This is a genomic window from Streptomyces sp. NPDC049577, from assembly GCF_040675635.1.
Taxonomy (GTDB): domain Bacteria; phylum Actinomycetota; class Actinomycetes; order Streptomycetales; family Streptomycetaceae; genus Streptomyces.
In genome coordinates this window covers 1-18832 of the sequence record NZ_JBFAPH010000038.1, presented here as the reverse complement: position 1 = coordinate 18832, position 18832 = coordinate 1, and the positions used below count along the sequence as shown (strand labels likewise).

Below are 18832 nucleotides of genomic sequence, written 5' to 3'. Positions count from 1 at the left end.
CTCGATCCGGCGGCGGAGCCGTGGGAGGTGACGCAGGGTCCCTGGTCCATGGACGGAGGCGCCGTGGTGGGCCCACCCGGCCGACCCGGGGGCAACGCCGCACGGCGTCCTGGGGTTCAGCCGAGGACGAGCGGGAGGTTGGCGGCGAAGTCGCCCAGCGCGGCCTTTTCCTGGTCGGTCGGCGCACGACGTCCGGTGCCGGTCAGCAGCGCGTCCTCGTCGGAGAACGCGGCGGGGAACGCGGCCCCGGCGATCTTCTCCAGCGCCGCGCGTGCCGCCGCGAGGGTCCCGGCCGGCGGCCGGGCGGCCGTCGGCAGATGCGCGATCAGGTCGAGGTGGTGCAGGGTCCATTCGAGCACGTACGCGGACAGGTAGTCCTCGGCGGTCAGCACCTCGCCGCGAGTGCTGACGAGGCCGGCGGGATCGGCGAGCCGGGCGGCGCGGCCCGCGGCGGAACCGACGTCGTCCAGGTGGAACTTCAGCAACCGCGGCTCGCCGTAGGCGGCGGCCAGCCTGGGGATCAACGCGTCGAGCGGGTCCTCGCCGGTCGGGGGGCCGACGAGCCTCCAGTAGGTCACCGCGTTCACGGTCGGTTCGGTTCCGGCGGGCGTGGCCAGGGTGATGAGGACGTCCTGGGCGTCGATGACCAGGTGGCACACCAGGTCCCGCACGAGCCAGCCGGCGCAGCCGGACGGCCGCTCGAAGTCCTCGTCCGGGACGTCGGCGACCGCGGTGAGCAGTGCCGCCCAGGACTGCGCGAAGAGGTCCACGGCGGCACGGTAGTGCCGGAATCGGAGGAGCCGCACGTCGTGCGGAGGGTTCCGGCCGCCGCCGGGCGGCGGCCGGAGGGGCGGGAGGCTGTCAGTGGGCCGTGCCGGTCGCCCAGATCGCTTGACTGCCGTCGTAGATCACGACGTTGCCGTCGTCCTGGACGGCCAGCCGTGAGCCGGGGTGGCCGGCGGTGTGGGAGGCCCAGACGGCCTTGCCGGAGCGGGTGTACACCACGAAATTGCCGTCGTCCTGGAAGACGGCCCGCCAGCCGCTTCCCACGGTCCTGGACGCCCAGCGGGCGCGGTTGAACTCGTCGTAGACGACGAGGTTGCCGTCGGTCTGCATCACCAGCCGGGCGGTGTCGGACGTCACCGACCGGTCCCTCTCCAGGGTGAACGGGGCGTAGAGAACCTGGGTCAGGGTGGTTCTCGCGCCGCTCGCCCCGGTCGTGGCGGTCGTGGCGGCCGTCGGGGTCGTGCGGCCGGAGGGGGCCGCGCTCGCCTGGCCGGCGAGCGTCAGGGCCAGCAGTGCGGCGGCCGCGAGCGTTGTGGCGGTCTTCTTCCCCACGAAAGAGTCCCTTCGTCGAGTCGTTCATCCACCGGTGCCTGCCCCGCCCCGGAAGGCGGGGGCCGGAGACGGACTCTTCCAGCTTCCCGGGCCGCACGGGTCCTCCCCGTCCCGCTGTGACGGATTCGCACCAGCCTTTGGCCGGGGAGCAGGTGTACGACGAAGGCGCCGCCCGCGCGGCGTGATCACCCGGTCATCGGGCGCCGATGGCGGCCCGGCGCTTGGCCTGGATGTACTCGCCGGCCCGGACCGGGTCGTACGACCGGCGTCCCACGGGGGCGGGCAGCGGCGTGACCAGGGTGTCCGGTGCGCACGTGTGGAAGTACACCAGGGAGATGAGTTCCTCCTGGGGGACATCCGCCGGCGGGGCCAGGACGCGGTGACGGCCCGAACGCCAGCGGTCGCCGCTCCAGCGGGCCAGCAGGTCGCCGATGTTGAGGGTGAGCGCGCCGGGCTCGTAGGGCGCGTCCTGCCAGCCCTCCTCGTCGTCGTGGACCTGCAGACCGCCCTTGCCGGCCTGCCGGTCCAGGAGGGTGAGGAAGCCGAAGTCGGTGTGCGGGCCGACGCGGAACTGACCGGGTGCGGAGGCACCGGTCCTTTCGGCCGCCGGGTACCAGTTGATGTGGAACCGCCAGTTCGGGTCGGTGGTGTGGCGGGTGAAGAAGTCGGCGGGCTGTCCCAGTGCCTGCGCCATGACGGCGAAGACCGTGTCGGCCAGGGTGCGCATCTGGTCGGTGTAGCGGGCCGTCAGGGTATGCAGGTCGGGGACTTCGCCGGGCCAGCGGTCGGGGACGTACCGGGTGGTGCGGGAACCGGTGGGTGATGTGGCGGCGCACTGCCAGACCTCCATCAGGTCGGGCAGGGTGTCCGTTCCCTCGGACCGGGCGGTGGCCACCTGGTGCCCGCCGATCCAGCCGCTGTGGCCCGCGGACTGGGCATAGCGTTCCTTGACGGCCAGAGGCTGGTGGAAGAAATCGCGCGCCACGCTGCGAATGCGGCCGGGAAGGCCGGGATCGACACCGTGCCCGGTCACCAGGAGGAATCCCGTGGTTTGCAGGGCCTGGTCGACTTCCTCGGCCAGCCGTCCGCGGTCGGCCGGGGTGCCGGCGGTCCACCGTTCGAGATCGATGACGGGTATCCGGGTGGCGGTCATGGCAGCGGTGCTCCTTGCGGCGCGAGGTCGATGTCGTCAAGTAATTGCAGTGTGAAGGCTGTTGAACGGCTGCTGCCAGCGCTACCCGGCGCGGGCACCGGTCGTCTGTCAGATTGCGGGGTCGCCCCGCTACGGCGCGGGAACTCCCCGGCCCCTTCGCGCGTTGCGGAGGGCGACCTGATCGCTCGACGTGTGACACGACGGCTGTGCCGTCGTCGGGCGTGTAGCCGGCCCCGCGAGCGCCACCGTTAAGCCGTACTTCACCCGCGCCACGGCCCGGCGTCAGCGATGATTCCCTCTGCCGCGCGAAGGTACGGACGACCCGAGCTACCGACCGGTAGTCCGCTCCGACCGAAGGGCCGCCGTGAAGCGCACCGCCCCTCTCTCCGCCGCCTTGGCCGTCTCCCTGGCCGTTGGCGGGCTGTGCACCACGGGAACCGCTTCCGCGCGCGGCTCGGCCGGCGGCGCCCCGCACGCCGGCCGGGACCTCTACGGCACGAAGGCTCCGTACGTACCGCAGGAGAAGCCCAGCCGCTATCAGAAGCCGCCCAAGGGCTTCAGCCCGGTGTTCACCGAGAACGTCGCCCGCCACGGTTCCCGCGCCATGTCGGACAGCCAGGACGGCGACGCGGTGCTCGCGGTCCTGCGGAAGGCCCGGCAGCAGGACGCCCTCACCCGCCTCGGCTCGGAGCTGGGCCCGCGGGTGCAGTCACTGCTGGACGCTGCCTCGGCTCTCGGCTACGGCGGCCTCTCCGGGCTCGGGGCGCAGGAGCACCGTGGGACCGCGCTGCGCATGGAGCAGCGTCTCCCGTCGCTGTTCGAGAAGATCACCGCCGAGCACGAGCCCATCGTCGTCGAGACGTCGGGCGTGGCACGGGCCGTGGCGAGTGCCAACGCCTTCACGGGTGGCCTCTCCGCCGGCGATCCGGCGCTGACGGGCCTGATCAAGGACCCGGTCACCGACAAGGATCTGCTGTACTTCCACAAGCAGCCGCAGAACGCCGACTACCAGGCCTATCTGACGAACGACCCCGATCTGGCCGCGGTCCTCGCGCGGATCCGGGCCGACCCGCGCACCGCCGAAGCGGCGCACCGGGTCGTCGCGCGTCTGTTCCACGACGACTTCACGGCCACGCTGCCCGCCACGGAGCAGGTCGCCTTCGCACGCTCGCTCTACCAGCTCTTCAGCGCGGCTCCCGGCCTCGGCGTCGAGGCGCCGGACGGCGGCCTCGGCCGTTTCCTCGCCCCGCGCGACGCCCAGTGGTTCGCCTACCTGGACGACGCCGAGGAGTTCTACCGGAAGGGCCCGGCCTTCAGCGGCCGCACGATCACCTACCGGATGGCCGGAGTCCTCCTCGACGACCTCCTCGCCCAGGCCGCCGCGAAGGCCGACGGCACCTCCGGCAAGGGCGCGGTCCTGCGCTTCACCCACGCCGAGGAGATCGAGCCGCTGGCCGCCCTCATGGGCCTGCCCGGCAGCACCCGGCCCGCCGGGCCCGGGGAGCCGTACTCCTACCGGAACAACCCGTGGCGCGGCGCCTACGTCGCACCGATGGCCGCGAACATCCAGTGGGACCTGTTCGCGAACAAGCCGTCCGGCGGCAAGCCGGCCACCTATCTGGTCCGCATGCTCTACAACGAGAAGGAGACGGCCTTCAAACCGTCCTGCGAGCCGGTCGCCAAGGGCAGCCACTTCTACGGCCTCGACGAGCTCAAGCGTTGCCTCGCCCATGGCTGACCGTGCCGGTGCGCGGCCAGCAGTACTTCCCGCTCGAAGTAGGTCACGCACGGAGTCACCAGATCCAGGCCGCTCAGAGCCTGCATGAAGAGAAACTGCCCTTGAGGATTGATCTCCAGCCAGACAGGGGTCCCGTTGCCGTCCAGCTTCATGTCGACCACACCCATTCTCAGCCCAAGGCGCCTGAGGACGTCCCTCAGGCCCGCGCTCGTGACGTCGTCGACCTGCGCGATCCGGAAGCTTCCGGGGAGCCTCCCCCGCCAGTCCAGATCCTCGCTGTGGATGGAGACCGCATAGATCTCGTCCCCCAGGAGCAGTGCGCGAAGATGATCCTGCCCCGGAACGCATTCCTGGTAGATGGCCGGGGCCAAACGCATCGACACCTCTTCGCCGAGGTGCGCGTCGGTCACCTTGGTGGTGAATGCCGGGGTGGAGGAACAGCCCCGCACGCTCTTCACGATCACGTCACCCCCGACCGACAGGAAGAATCGCCGGATCTCTTCCGGGTCCTGGCTGACGAGGGTGCGCGGTACGGGCAGTCCCGCTGCCCGTGCCGCACGCAGTTGAACGAGCTTGTTCTCGGCCATGGCGGTGGCGTGCGGGTCGCTCACCCAGGTGCCGTGGAAATCGTTCCAGAGCATCCCGGTCAATGCCGTCCGGCAGTCGTTGTTGATGACCTCCACGTCGGCCCGGTCGGTGACGTCCGCCGGTATCTTCTGAAAGTTGCTGCCACGCCGCCACCACACGACATCGAGGTCTCCGACGTCGATCGATCCCCCGCCCTTGACGTTCAGACGACTCCGGGCGTCGTCCCACCAGCTCAATCCGCCGCCTCCGCAGAGGCTGTCCGTCTCGACGACATCGCAGACGACCCTGCCACGGGCGTTCAGCACGCGCTGCATGAGCAGTGCGTGAAGGTCCGCCGAGTCCGTGAAGATCGCCAGACGGCCCGTCGTCACCTTCACCTCCGGACGTTGGCGGAGCCGGGCCGGACACCCGGCTCCAGGACCGTGCCTGCTTACATGAGGGTGTAGTCCACCTTGGAGTCATCGGCTTCAGGCGGGCTCCCGCTCGTGGAGAAGGCGCAGGAGCCACCGGATCCCTCCGGGATCTCTTCCCTCAGCTCCGCGAAGCGAATGACTGCTGCCTCCCACTCCCTGAGCTCCGGGGGTACCGGAGTGTCGACGTCACCTTGCGGTGTGCCGAGGAACACGATCGGTCGTGAATTTCCGGATTCCGATGCCATGGTTCGCATCCCATTTCTCGCGATCAATCACCAGCCCTGGCGGCTGTATCTGAAGCGGCCACAGCTCTCTTTCCATGGCATCACCAGGTGTTGGTCGTGTCAAAATGGCCCCTTGTCACTTCGGCCCGGTTATTGCGCAGTCAACAAGTGAGTTTTTCAAAGGCGATTCGTCGCAAGCCGCGGACGCGAGGCAGGCACCGGTCCGGGCGCATCAGGCGGGCAGGGCCGCGAGCCAGTCGGTCAGGAACCGGTTGACCTCGGCGGGGCGTTCTTGCTGGATCCAGTGGCCGCAGTCGTCGAGGAGGTGCGAGGAGACCAGACCCGGCAGCGTCACCGGATACGCCTCGATCGCGTCGGCCAGCCACGTCGTGGAGGCGTCGACGGCACCGCCGATGAACAGGGACGGCTGGGTGATGGGCGCGCCGTCGAAGGCGGCGAGGTCCTCCCAGTCGCGATCCATGTTCCGGTAGCGGTTGAGCGCTGCGGTCAGGCCGGTGCGTTCGAACTCCTCTGCGTAGACGGCGAGATCGCTCTCGCTGAGCCAGGCGGGCAGACGGCCGATGGGGAACCGGTCACGCATCGTCCCGCCCTTGCCGATGAAGTGCGGATCGGGAGCGCCCGGTCCGGGCATGGTGTCGGCGGACAGAGCCGCGTAGAGGCCCGCGAGCCAGCCGCGTACGTCAGGCTCGATCTCGGCCTCGGCACGGCCCGGCTCCTGGAAGTACGAGACGTAGAGTTCCTCGTCCCCGCCCATCCGCGTGAAGACATCGCTGGGGCGGGTGCCGCCGCGCGGCGCGTACGGCACGCTGAGCAGCCCCACCGCGCGGAAGACCTCCGGCCTGAGCAGGGCACTGCTCGCGGCTATGTTCGCACCCCAGTCGTGGCCGACGACCACCGCCGATTCCTCCCCCAGAGCATGCACCACCGCGACGTTGTCCGCCACCAGGTCGAGCATCCGGTACGCGTCCACCGCGGCCGGCTTGGAGGAGCGACCGTACCCGCGGACATCGACGGCGACCGCGCGGTACCCCGCCGCCGCGAGCACCGGTAACTGGTGACGCCAGGAGTACCAGGTTTCCGGGAACCCGTGCACGAGCAGCACCAGCGGCCCGCTTCCCTGCTCCACGAGGTGAATCCGGCCCCCCGGCGAGGGCACCAACCGGTGCGTGAGCTCTGCGCAGTGCTGCGACATGCGTGTCCCCCAGGACTGTCGATTCGTCTTCCCCCGGACCGGCATCCATCGCCGAAGCGCGAGGCTGATGACCCGATCGGCCGTCAGTTCTTCTTCAGCTCCTCGGCGAGCATCACGATGATGCCGCTGGGGCCGCGGACGTACGTGAGCTTGTAGACATCCTCATAGGTCGCCACACCGCGAAGCGGACGGCATCCGTGCTTTGCGGCCGCCTCAAGGGCTTTGTCGATGTTGTCGACCGAGAAGGCGACGCGATGCATGCCGATCTCGTTGGGACGAGTGGGCTCCGACTCGATCGCTTCGGGGTGGATGTACTCGAAGAGTTCAAGGCGACCGTGGCCGTCCGGCGTCCGGAGCATCGCAATCTTGGCGTGATTGCCATCAAGACCTACGGCAGTGTCGGTCCACTCACCACTGACCGTGTCGCGGCCGACGACCGTGAGGCCGAGGTCGGTGAAAAATGAGATCGCTGCTTCGAGGTCGCGAACGGCGATGCCGACGTTCTCAAGTCTGATGGCCATGCGTTGCATGCTATCGAGCCGGGCCGATCAGGTACTGCGGCAAGGACGTGGTCGTGCGGTGGTCTGCCACCACTCCCACGGTCACCGCCGAGGAGCCGGCCCGCAGCACGATACCGGTCTGCGGGCCGTAGGTGCGGTGCCCCCGGATACAGGTCGCGCGCACCGGCTGTAAGTGCGGTCAGCGATTGGCATCGACCGGCTTGCAGCCAGTCGCCAGGATTCCGTCGAAGTTGTTGTGTGCGCACTGAACGGGTTGCCCAGTGCAGTTGCCGGCGGCACCCGCCGGGCCCACTGCGGTGCATCGGAGGCCGATCTCACCGACCGCGTTGGACAAGTCGACCCCCAGGGCCGCGCTGATGCCCTGCACGGTGGGGTTATTGGCGTTTGCCACCTGGTCGCAGCACAGGAGCTGGTCGGCGCCGTATGCCGGGGTGATCGTCGTGCAGGTCGTGATGGTCGCGGATGCGGCGAATGCCAGCGCACTCGCAACGGTGCAGAGCCGGGCGCGGATGTTTCGGGTCAATGCCAGTCCCCCTGGTGATGGATGATGGTCGGGGATCCACCGTAAGCAGCAGCAACCCTTCCCAGCCCTGCCGTCATTCATCCGTCGTGGCACTCCGACGGGGGCTGTACTGGAGCTCAGTTCGAAGACAGGAGCGGTGGAGATCCGCCACTGACCGTGAGACAGAGCGGGCCCGAAGCGGCGGGTGCGCGACGCGGCCATGGGCTCCGGCCCTCGGGCGGGAGCCCGGTCGTCACCCGGGCGGGCCTCCGGGGCCGGAGCCGTCGCGGCCGGCGGGCGCCGCCGGCAGGCGGTATTCGGTGCAGGCCGCCGGGATGCGGACGCCCGTGGCCCGCAGGTGGCCGGTCCGGGTCTGGTACGCGGCTCCGCGCATCAGGTGCTCGGCCACCACCGCGGCCTCGCGGTGGGCGGGCTCCGCCAGGGCCGTACCGGCGGTCCACGCGTTGAACGCTCCCATCGCCGGGCCGCACCAGATCTGCCAGTCCCCCGCCCGGTCCGGTTCGCCGGTCACGGCCCACCGGGAGGTCATGCCCAGGTACCAGCGGAACACCATGGCCATCCGGTGTTTGGGGTCGCGCTCGGCCCGGACCAGCCAGTCCGGGTGGTGCTCCTTCAGATAGGCGGCGGTCTCCTCCCACGCCTCCTCCAGCGGCCGGCGCAGGACGCGCTCCTCCAGACGGCGCCGCTCGGCGTCCGTGAGCTCGTCGAGGCCCCCGCACTCGTGGTAGAGACGGTGGAGCAGGGCCGCCCGGGCGGGGAACATCGTGCCGCGCCCCAGCACCTGCACCTGGATGCCCTGTTCGAACATGTCGGCGGCGGGCGCCATGACGCAGTCGGCGATCCCCGCCTCGGCCAGCAGCCGTTTGACCGCCGGCGAGGTGTCCGCCTCCACCGTGGCCTGGTTCACCGAGCCGGTGACCACGTAGTCGGCCCCCAGGGCGAAGGCTCCCGCCACGGCGTGCGCCGAACCGATGCCGCCGGCCGCCCCCAGGTGCACGTGCGGGAACCCCTCGCCGTACTCCCGGGCGATCCGCGCCCGTACCCGGGCCAGCGCGGGGAACAGGACGCCCAGCGGCCTGCGGTCGGTGTGGCCCCCGGAGTCGGACTCGACCGTGACCGCGTCGGCCATCGGCACCGCGCCCGCCAGCTCCGCCTGCTGGGCGGTCACCGCTCCCCGCTCCCGGAGCGCGCGGACCAGTCCCTCCGGCGCCGGCCGCAGGAACATCCCGGCCGTCTCCTCCCGGGAGACCTTGCCGATGACGCGGTGCTCCGCGCGTACCCCGCCCGCCGGGTCGCGCCGCAGTCCGGTGAGGCGGTAGCGCACCAGCTCGGGGGTGAGCCGGACGAACGCCGACGCCTCCACGCACCGCACCCGGTGTCGCAGGCACAGGTCCACCACGACCCGTTCGAGATGGGGGGCCGTGGGACTGTGGATGAGGTTGCACGCGTAGGACCCGTCGCCCAGCTCCCGCGCCAGTTCGCCCAGCGCCGCGTCGATCCGCGCCTCGGGCAGGCCGGCCGCGCCGAACGCGGCGAGGGCGCCGGCCCGGGACAGTGCGATCACCAGCCGCGTGCCGGCGATACCGCCGGCCATGGCCCCCGCCATGTACGGCAGGCGCACACCGTGCCGGCGCGGGAAGTCCGGGGAGCCGAGCCGTTCGGGCGGCATCGCGCCGGCGGTGGCCAGCACCTCTGCTCCCCGGGGCGGCAGGTGGCACATGCCCATCCCACCGCCGGTACGCACCAGATGGCAGGGGAGGTCCAGGGCCGACAGCACCCGGTGGATACCCTCGGGGTCACGGTGCACAGCGTTCCCGCCGTCCGGTGGGCCGCCCATCAGGCACCGTCCTTCCGGCCCCCTCGGCCGTCGCCTGCCGGCCGGTTCCCGAGGACGATGTTCCGCACGTGGTAGATACGCAGGTCGTCGCGCCACACGCTGCCGTCCGCCCGGATCAGCAGCCGGTCGCGCTTGCGGACCACCTTGCGGATGTGCACCTCGCCGCGGACCCGCCGGTGCTCGCGCAGGATCTGCGCACCGTAGTTCCAGCGGAGCTCCTCCCCCGTGACCAGCCCGAGCTCCGGGTCGGACAGATGCTCGGTCAGCCCGGTGTGCAGGGCGAACGCCTGCACCGCCTGGAACAGCATCTGCACGCCGGCCGAGCCCGGCATCACCGGGTCGTGGAAGAAGTGGTGGTGGAAGTACCAGTCGTCCTCGCGCACCGGTTTGGTGCACAGCACGTACCCCGCCCCGTGCTCACCGCCGCGCGGCACCAGCACCAGGTCCTCCAGCAGCGCCAGCCGTCCGGTCCCCAGCCGTGCGTCGCCCCGCGCGTCCAGCCGGCGCAGCCCGGCCGGCGGTGCCGTCTGCCGGTCCAGCCACGGCGGCACGTGGCGGCCGTTGTCCATGCCCTGCTGGAGGTCCAGTACCCCCTGGGTGAGATAGCCGTGCAACGCCTCGCCCGCGTAGAACGGTTCGCCGCCTGTGCTCAGTTCGAAGCGGTAGCGGTGCAGCGTCGCGCCCGGCAGGTCGGTGACCGACAGGACGGTGATGCGCTGCGTGACGGTCGTGCCGCGAGGATCGGCGTCGCGCAGCAGCGTGGCCTTGCCGTCCAGGTTGCGGCACACGAACGGCTCGTTGGGGTGCTGGAGCGCGACACCCAGGGTCAGGGCGCTCAGCAGGCCGGCCGGCTGGAGCGAGATCTCCATCAGGGCCAGGGCCGGCACCGACCGCGTACCGTTCTCCCGGCAGTACCACGGGTCGGGCGGCATGTCGTACTCCGTGACGCCGCACGCGCCGGTCCGGTCGGCGGCCGTGCCGTTCCGCACCTCAACCCCGCGGTCGATCATCAGGAAGTCGCCCCGGGGCAGCCGGGGCCGCACCGGGCACAGATCGGCAGGCGCCCCGCCGGCCGCGGCCAGTTGCGCCACGTCGCCCTCCGAGGCGTGCGCCATGTGGAGTTCGGTGGAGTAGGCCGGACGGCCGGTGGAGGTCAGGCGGAGACCGGCATGCTCGATGTGGAGCTGCGGATCGAGCTCGGGCCTGCCGTACAGTGCCACGGCCACGTTCCGCAGCCGGGCCACCGCCTTCCCGTCCGCGTCGGTGATCTCCGCGTCGGCGGTGACGAAGGGGCGCGGGATCCAGCCCGTGCCGGTGACCTCCACCCGCACCCCCAGTGCCGTGCCGGCCGTGCGGAGCGGCTCCAGGTGCGCCGTCGCGCCCGGCAGGGGCACCGCGTGCGCTCCCGGCAGGCACAGATGGACGCCCCGGTGGAAGAGGTGCACGCGCAGCACCTCGCTCACCGCGCCCAGCAGGAAGGGCCAGGTGTCCCCGTCGCCGGCCGGCCGGGTGGTGGCGACGATCAGGCCCTGCCCCTGGCGTCCCCCGTTCGGCGCGATCCCGGTCACTTCCTCCAGCAGCCGCTCGGGCCATGGTTCCGGCAGCAGCTCGGGCGCGACGTGCCGCTGGTCGAAGGCGCTGCCGAGGACCGACGCCCACTCGCCGCGGGCCATGGCGTCGAGGTCGCCGGCCGGCAGCCGGGTGACGGCGGTACGAGCCGGCGGTTTGAACTCCCGCCGGTACCGGGGTGCGCCGGGCGGGTCGGTCGCGCCGCCGGCGGACACGGTCAGGAGGATGCTGCCGTCCGCGTCGCGCACCTCGCAGCGGGTGGGCTCGCCGACCGCCCCGGGGGTGTACGACGCGTGCAGGGCCACCGGCTGGGAGGGCGGCAGCCCGTGCCAGGTGACGTCCAGCGGTCCGGACGTCAGGGCCCCGGCCTGACGCAGCCGCGCTGCTGCCGCCCGCAGGACCACAGCCGGTGCGCCGAGACGTGACCACTGTTCGGGGGACGGGGTCGGGGCCGGAGCAGGGGGCGGGGGCGCGGCGGCGCCGCTCCGGGTCGTAGCCGCCGAGTAGGCCGACCACTCGGCCTTGAGGCTGCTGAGGGCGTGGCCGATGCCCGCACTGCCGGCGGCCCGTGGGGCCGGTGCGGGGCGCGGAGGCGGCTGCCGGGGCACGGTGTCACGGGCGGGTGCGGCCAGGCGTCGCAGTTGCCAGGCGCTGATCGAGCGGTGGGCCTCCACGACGGCCGCGTGCGCCCGTTGCAGCTGCTGTGTCATGCGTGCGGCCAGGGCGGTCGCCGCGTCCGCGTCATCGCCGCGGGCCGATACGGGCTGTACGGGCGGTACGGGCGGTACAGGTGGCACGGGTGACATGGGCGGTGCGGGCGCCGATGGGCCGGCGGGGCCGGGCGCGCTCCCCAGGGGCGTGCCCTCGAAACCGAGTTCGTCCATGGCGGCCCCCCTCACCCGGTTCCGGGACGACCGGAGGCCGCCCAGGGCGAGACGTAGGTGGTGAGCAGCCGCACCGCCTGTGCGTCGCTCACATCGAGCATCCGCAGCCCCGTCCACCGTTGCAGGACCCGGCCACCGGGATCGCACGCGGTGACGGTGCAGTGGGTGTCGAGCACGGACGTCCTGTCGGTCTCGGCGACGATGACGAACGGTTCGTCGTCGGGCAGAGGCGCGTAGAAGTCGGCGCGCTCGGCGCTCACCGGGATGCCGCCGCTGCCCTTGAGCCGATGGGTGATCAGCGCGGCTCCCTGCAACAGCAGGTCGGAGAGCGCGGGGCTGAACAACTGTCCGGCGTAGGCACCGGCGGCGAACGCCGGGTCGGGCAGCCGCGCCGACAGCACGAGACGCCTCTCGTCCTCCTCCAGGACGTCCCGCAGCCCGGCCAGGGACGGCCCGTGGAAGATGGTCCGCTCCGCGTAGCAGGGGTGCAGGGTGCCGGCGGGCTCGTAGCGGGGCAGGTCGAGGCACGGCGCCTGCCCGGGTGCGTCGGCACACACCACGAGCGCCTCGAAGTGCACTTGTTCCGTGTCGCCGTCCGCGTTGTGCATCCGTGCCCGGACGGCGTCGGCCCGCTCGTCCGGCACCAGGTGGAAGCCCAGCGTCCGCGGGTGGTGGCCGTTGAGGTACAGACCGCGGACGATGCGCAGGTCCTCGCATCGTACGGCCGGCCGTCCGCCGCCCTGGGCCCGCTCCACGGTGTGCAGGACCGCTCCGAGCAGCGCGGTCATCGGCACGAGGGGATGACCGGCCACACGGTGGTCGCGCAGCATCGGCTCGTCCTCCAGGCCGGTGAGCGAGCGCACGGCGGTCAGCCCCTCGACGGGCAGGTCGTCGCTCCTGCTCAGCCACGGGGCCACGGGTCCGACGACGGTCACCTCGCCCGGCGGCTGGCCGGGCCCCATCAGGGCGCGGAAGTACCGTGTGCCGGCCTCGCGCGACAGCACGGGCACGCCGGCCTCGGTGAACAACCGGTGCACGTCCTCCGCCATGCCGCCCTCCCACGGCCCCCAGACGACGGGAATCACCCGCAGGGCCGGGTACGCCGCCTGCACCGCGCGGGCGCGGCGGATCAGCGCCTCGTTGGCGAGGGCGTAGTCGGCCTGACGCACGTTGCCCCACAGGCCCGCCACCGAGGCGAACACCACGAGGTACCGCAGCCGCTCCGGGTCGAGGGCGTCGAGCACGTGCTGGAAACCGGAGAGCTTGGTCGCGATCACCGGGGTCACGGACTCGGCAGTCATCTCGGCCAGCGGCCGGTCGCCCAGGACGCCAGCCGCGTGCACCACGCCCGTGACGCGCTCCGCGTACGGCTCCAGCGCCGTCCGGACCGCGGCTGCGTCCCGTACGTCGGCGCTGGCGTAGTCCGCGCGGACGCCGCGGGCGCGCAGCGCCTCGAGTGCCGACCGGACCTCCTCGTCCTCCGCGGGCCGCCGGCCCATGAGGACGTATCCGCACCGGTTGTCCTCCGCCAGGGCTTCCAGGCACCAGCGCGTGATGCCGCTCGCGCCGCCCGTGACGAGCAGGGTGTCGTCCTCGGTGAGCCCGGCGGGGCCGCCGGCGGTGTGCGGCGTGGCGCACCGCGGGCTGTCGGAAAGGGCCGGAGTGCGCCGGTGCCGGCCGTCCCGGGCCACTTCCCGTACGTCGGTCGCCACGTCGGCGATCTCCTCCAGCAGCGCCTCCCCCACGGCCTCGGGCGGCATGTCCGGGGCGAGGTCGAGCGCGCGGCAGAACACCGGTGCCGCCTCCAGGGCGACGGACTTGACCAGGCCCGGCAGACCCCCGGCGAACGCGGCCACGGGCTGCCCGCCGGATCCCGCGAGGCCCAGGGCCCCGTCGAGCCGGGTCATCGTGACGAACCCGGCCCTGTGTCCCGTGCGGGCGGCCTCCAGCAGCACCGTCCGCGCCCGCTTGGCGAACAGCAGGCCGTGCGTCAACCGGTCCACGGCCTCGTCGGCGTGCGTGATGCTCGTCCGGCTCAGGGGCAGCAGGCACAGGTCGATGCGGGACACCTCACCGAGCGTCTCGGCGATACGGCCGCGCAGTTCGCCGTCCGACCAGTTGTCCAGGGGCCGGGCCTCCTGCCCGGCGGCCTCCTGCCCGGCGGCCGGCAGGCCGGGCACGGTCAGGCGCCGCACTCGCCAGCCGCGACCGGCCAGCGCCTGCCCGGCCGCGGTGCACAGCTCGCCTCCGTCGTCGAGCATCAGCGCGCACGGCTGCTCGTGCCAGGCACCGGCGAGAACGTCCACGGCGGGCAGCGTGCGCAGCGAGACGTACGCCTTCCCGAGGGGGACGCCGCCGGTGTGCCGCAGGCCGGACCGGGGGGCGGTGAACAACTCCTTGAGCATGGTGCTCAGGTCGCCGACCGTGCGGGCCTCGCTGAAGCGGAAGAGCTCCTCGCGTTTGATCACCGGGTAGCGGCGCCACACCTCGGCCCCGATCTCCACCTGTTTGAGGGAGTCGATGCCCAGATCCTCCTGGATGTACATGTCCGGTTCCAGCATGGCGACGTCGTAGCCGGTCTTGTCGGCGACGATCTGGCGGAGAGTCTGTTCCGCCTCCAGCGGATCGATTTCGGAGATGTCCTGTACGGGCTTGTCGAGCATGCCGTCGTCGGCCATGAGCTCGGCCAGGGCCGAACGGTCGTCGTCCTCGGGGACGTGGGCGGGGGTCGTGTCGGCGGCGGGCGGCTGGTGCGGGGAAGGCGGGGCCGGGGCGGGGGCGGGCGGGAGAGCGGCCGGCGTCTCCGTCCCTGCCAAGGCCGCCGTCCCCGTGTCCGCCAGCAGTTGGGCGATCACCTCACCCGCCCGGGTGTGGGCCTCGCCGACGGCCAGGCTGTGTTCGGTGATCGCGCTCACCGTGGTGGCCAGGGCGGGGTCGAGACCCGCTCCGCCCCCGGTGCGGGACCGCAGGAGCTCCACGAGCTGTCGCTGGGTGGCCAGTTGTCCGTCCAGGTAGCGGACGTGGGCGGCGAGGTGGTCGGCGGCCGCGCGTGCCAGCGGGTCGTTCCCGGTGGGGACCGGCTGCGGGACCGGCTGTCCCTCGGAGGCGGGGACGAGCAGCCGGGAGGTGAGCGCGGGCGCGTCGCCCTGCCCCTGCCGGAACCGCTCCTGGCGGGCCCGGAGCGCGAAGCTGGGCCCTTCCAGCACGCGGGCGACGGCCGAGGGGGCCGGGCGTTCGGCCGGGGGCGGGGCGTCGTACCGGTTGATGCCGGTCACCGGCAGCCCCAGCACCGCGAGGCGCAGCGCCGCCTCTTTCAGCACGGCGGCGCCGTCGGTGCCGCGGTCGCACGGGACGGCGACCACCCCGTCGGTGCCGAGCGTGCGCTCCACCAGGCGGGTGAGCGTGCTGCCGGGGCCGAACTCGACGAAGACGCCGAAGCCGTCGGCGCGCATCCGCCGCAGGCGTTCCACGAAGTCCACCGGGCACAGCAGTTGTTCCACGAGGGTGCGACGGTCGGCCTCCGGTCCCTGTCCGTAGGCGGCACCGTTCGCGCCGGCGTACACGGGCACCTGGGGCGGGGCGAAATCCACCTGGGCGCAGGCGTCGGCGAACGGACGGGCCGCGTGCTCGACGAGCGGGGTGTGGAAGGCGGCGGCCACCGGCAGCCGTTTGGCGGGGACGCCCTGTTCGAGGCAGCGGGTCACGAACCGCTCGACGGCGTCCGTGGGGCCGCCCACGACCTGCTCGTCGGGCGCGTTGCGGTTGCACACCGCCAGCTCCGGGTGGCCGGTGAGGAGGTCGCCGACCGTCTCCTCCGCCGCGCGGACGACGGCCATGGCTCCCGCGTCCGTACCGTCGCCGGGCCGTTCCTCCATCGCGCGGCCCCGGGCCCGCGCCAGGGCCGGAAAGGCCGCGTCGTCCAGCACCCCCGCCGCCCACAGGGCCGTCAGCTCGCCGAAACTGTGCCCGAGGACGCCGTCGGGGGCGAATCCCAGCTCGCGCAGGAAGCGGTAGTGCCCGGCGGACAGGGCGCCGATGGCCGGCTGGGCGTAGGCGGTGCGGTTCAGCCGCTCGCGGGCCTCCTGGGCGCTGTCCTTGCCGCCCGGTGGCGGGAAGACGGTACGGGCCAGTGTGGCGCCGGGCGGGAAGAGGGCGTTGGCCTCGTCGAAGGCCGCCCGCAGGGGCGGCACGGCCAGCAGGGCCCGCAGCCCCATCCCGGGGTACTGGTTGCCCTGGCCGGTGAAGAGGGCGGCCGCCTTGACGCCGGCCGGCAGGGCCGTGCGGCGGTAGTGCACCCCTTCCGAGAGCTGCCACTGCTCCTCGTCCGTGCCGCCCGCGCGGAGCCGCTCGACGGCGGCGGCCAGCAGGTCTGCCCGGTGCTCGTCGTCACGGGCCACGAACCCCAGGCGGGCGTGTTCCGGCGGCACCGCGCCGTCGCCGGCCGGCGTCGCGCCGGACTCCAGGAGGGTCAGCAGCGCCCCCGGGTCGGGGGCATGCCACAGGCAGGCCCGGGGCACCCGGTGCAGCGCATGCTCCTCGTGCGGGCTGCCGCCGGGGTGTTCCTCCAGTACCGCGTGGTAGTTCACCCCGCCGAAGCCGAAGGCGGAGACACCGGCACGCCGCACGGGACGGCCGGGGTCTCGCACCCAGGGCCGGGCGGTGGTGTTGACGTAGACGGCGCCGTCGGGGGTGACCGCCGTGGCGGGGGTGTCCACGTTGATGGTGGGCGGCAGGATCCTGTGGTGCAGCGCCAGGGCCGCTTTGATCAGTCCCGCGGCGCCGGCGGCCGCTTTGGTGTGGCCGATCTGGGACTTGATGCTGCCCACGGCGACGTACCGGGTGTCCCCGGAGGTGCCCATGAGCTCGTTGAGCGCCGCGACCTCCACCTCGTCGCCGGTGGGCGTGCCGGTGCCGTGCGCCTCCACGAGCTCGACCGACTCCGGGGGGCACCCGGCGTCGTCGTACGCGCGCCGCAGCGCCGTCAGCTGGCCGTCCCTGCTGGGCGCGTAGATGCTCTTGGCCACGCCGTCGCTGGAACTGCCCAGTCCGCGCAGCACCGCGTATACGCGGTCGCCGTCGCGCTCGGCGTCGGCCAGTCGCTTGAGCGCCAGCATCCCGATGCCCTCGCCGATCAGCGTGCCGTCGGCCTCGGCGTCGAAGGGGCGCACCCGGCCGCTGAACGACAACGCGGGTGTCTTGCTGAAGCACATGAACGACACGATGGAGTTGTCCGCGTCGCAGCCACCGGTGATCATCAGGTCGGCGCGGTGGCAGAGCAGCTCGTCGACGGCGGCCCGGACGGCTGCCAGCGAGCTGGCGCAGGCGGCATCGACGGTGTGGTTGGCCGCCCGCAGGTCCAGGCGGTTGGCGACCCGCCCGGAGACGACGTTGCCCAGGATTCCGGGGAAGGAGTCCTCCGTCCACGGCGGCAGGTGCTGCAGGTACTCGCGCGCGGCCTGCCGTGCCTCCTCCTCGCCCGCGCCGCGCGCCCGCACCGCCTTGACCAGCAGCGGTGCCAGCAGCCTGGCGGCCAGCGGGATGAGGGTGGTGTTGGTGCCGCACACGCCCAGCACCACACCCGTACGCCCGGGGTCGTACCAGCCCTCACGGCCCCGGGCGCCGTCGCGCAGCACGTCGCGCGCCACCACCAGGCTCAGCAGCTGGACGAGCCCGGTGGAGTCGAGGCTCTTCGGTGGCATGCCGAATTCCATCGGGTCGAACGTCACGGGCGTGAGGAAGCCGCCGCGCCGGCCGTAGGTCTTGTCGGGGGCGAAGGGGTCGGGATCGTAGTAGTCCTCCAGTTCCCACCAGGCGGAGGGGACCTCCTCGGTGCAGTCGCGCCCGGCCACGATGTTGTCCCAGAACGCGCGCAGGTCAGGGGCCTTGGGGAACATCCCGGCCAGGCCCACGACGGCCACCGGGTCCCGGGAGAGACGACGGTCGAGCTGCTGCGGCTTCACGCGAGACCCCCCTCGGCCCGCCGGCGGTTGCCACCCGTACTACTGTCACAAGAGGCGGGGGTGGGCGTCGACGTGAAGGCGCCACTATCACCCTTACGGGCGACGTGGATGCACTCGAGCCGCCATTAACCGTCCCCGTTCAGGTACTTGAGGAAGACGGTTGCATATGTCCGGTCGGTGGCCTGCGAGCAGGGAAACGTCGCCGTCGCGGCATCGACCTCCGCCTGATGGAACTTCTGCCAGTCAGGGTTCCGGTACGCCAGCGCCGCCAGTTGGTCCTGGGGCAACTCCGGCCCACCACCCTGAACGGCCGCCAGCACAGGGGTGTATTTCTTGCGCAAGGATTCGATGAGTGCGAGGCGGGATTCCACCGGATGTCCAGCCGCCGCCGCACAGACTCTCCAGGCCTGAAGCGCCGATTGATAGCGGGCATCATGTTGGACCTTGGCGTCCACCTGGGCCCACCGGGAGTTCGCCTCCCGGACGCCGTACTCCTTCTCGGCCGCGCGCTGCGCGTCGTCGGCACAGCCCGACAGGCTCTTGTCATAGGCCTTGACGGCCGGCACGGACAGGGCCTTCACATAGCTTTTGTCCGCCGTGGCCGGGAGGAAATGCGGGAACACCGATATGCCGAAGCCGTGCTTGCGCGCATAGCCGGGACTCGTGAAATCGGACGCACCCTCGGTGTCGACCACACTGCGCGGGTTCTTGGGTGTGTACCGGAAGCCGTGCGACGTCATGCACGCGGCCGTCAGCGCTTCCGTGCGAGCGGCGACCTCGAGGTCGAACTTCCCGGACTCCGAATGATCGGAGACATGCGCCAGGATCAGTATGAATCTTCGGGTGTTGGCCTTCTCCTGGGAGGTCTGGC

The 18832-nt window shown here is 72.2% G+C and carries 12 protein-coding genes; 1 reads left to right on the top strand and 11 read right to left on the bottom strand.

The genetic code is table 11. From position 1 onward, the window contains the following. Nucleotides 1–116: 116 nt before the first annotated feature. The 3 genes from AB0K09_RS07555 to AB0K09_RS07545 all read right to left on the bottom strand — a co-directional run bounded on the left by AB0K09_RS07555 (nt 117) and on the right by AB0K09_RS07545 (nt 2491). Nucleotides 117–770 carry a maleylpyruvate isomerase N-terminal domain-containing protein gene (locus tag AB0K09_RS07555; protein ID WP_366064358.1) on the bottom strand — a complete coding sequence of 218 codons (654 nt, stop codon included), beginning with the start codon at nt 768–770 and terminating at the stop codon, nt 117–119. Between the two features lie 91 nt (nt 771–861). After that, on the bottom strand, nt 862–1338 hold the full coding sequence (locus AB0K09_RS07550) for a hypothetical protein (RefSeq protein WP_366064357.1): 477 nt from the start codon (nt 1336–1338) through the stop codon (nt 862–864). 193 nt (nt 1339–1531) lie between these two features. After that, nucleotides 1532–2491, bottom strand: coding sequence for a 2-oxoglutarate and iron-dependent oxygenase domain-containing protein (locus tag AB0K09_RS07545; RefSeq protein ID WP_366064356.1), 960 nt, complete (start codon nt 2489–2491; stop codon nt 1532–1534). A 364-nt stretch (nt 2492–2855) separates the two neighbouring features. On the opposite strand from AB0K09_RS07545, the gene AB0K09_RS07540 reads away from it, so the two are divergent. After that, a complete protein-coding gene (locus AB0K09_RS07540; protein WP_366064355.1) occupies nt 2856–4229 on the top strand; it encodes a histidine phosphatase family protein in 1374 nt (457 codons plus the stop codon). Here AB0K09_RS07540 and AB0K09_RS07535 read toward each other — a convergent pair. The 8 genes from AB0K09_RS07535 to AB0K09_RS07500 all read right to left on the bottom strand — a co-directional run. Continuing rightward, nucleotides 4187–5194 carry a hypothetical protein gene (locus AB0K09_RS07535; protein ID WP_366064354.1) on the bottom strand — a complete coding sequence of 336 codons (1008 nt, stop codon included), beginning with the start codon at nt 5192–5194 and terminating at the stop codon, nt 4187–4189. The genes AB0K09_RS07540 and AB0K09_RS07535 overlap by 43 nt on opposite strands. A 492-nt stretch (nt 5195–5686) precedes the next feature. Then, nucleotides 5687–6667, bottom strand: a complete 981-nt coding sequence (locus AB0K09_RS07530; RefSeq protein WP_366064353.1) for an alpha/beta hydrolase — start codon at nt 6665–6667, stop codon at nt 5687–5689. 83 nt (nt 6668–6750) lie between these two features. Next, nucleotides 6751–7188: a VOC family protein gene (locus AB0K09_RS07525; protein ID WP_366064352.1), complete on the bottom strand. Its 438-nt coding sequence runs from the start codon at nt 7186–7188 to the stop codon at nt 6751–6753. A 178-nt stretch (nt 7189–7366) separates the two neighbouring features. Further along, nucleotides 7367–7711 carry a hydrophobin family protein gene (locus AB0K09_RS07520; protein ID WP_366064351.1) on the bottom strand — a complete coding sequence of 115 codons (345 nt, stop codon included), beginning with the start codon at nt 7709–7711 and terminating at the stop codon, nt 7367–7369. 232 nt (nt 7712–7943) lie between these two features. Further along, entirely contained in the window at nt 7944–9548 is a 1605-nt protein-coding gene (locus AB0K09_RS07515) for a PfaD family polyunsaturated fatty acid/polyketide biosynthesis protein (protein ID WP_366064350.1), read from the bottom strand. Then, the gene (locus AB0K09_RS07510) at nt 9548–12001 is read right to left on the bottom strand and encodes a 3-hydroxyacyl-ACP dehydratase (protein WP_366064349.1); all 2454 of its coding nucleotides are present in this window, start codon (nt 11999–12001) and stop codon (nt 9548–9550) included. The genes AB0K09_RS07515 and AB0K09_RS07510 overlap by 1 nt, the downstream gene beginning before the upstream one ends. An 11-nt stretch (nt 12002–12012) precedes the next feature. Further along, nucleotides 12013–17961, bottom strand: a complete 5949-nt coding sequence (locus AB0K09_RS07505) for an SDR family NAD(P)-dependent oxidoreductase (protein WP_366064348.1) — start codon at nt 17959–17961, stop codon at nt 12013–12015. Between the two features lie 125 nt (nt 17962–18086). Beyond that, the coding region (locus AB0K09_RS07500) for a hypothetical protein (RefSeq protein ID WP_366064347.1) at nt 18087–18832 on the bottom strand (746 nt) is incomplete at its 5' end.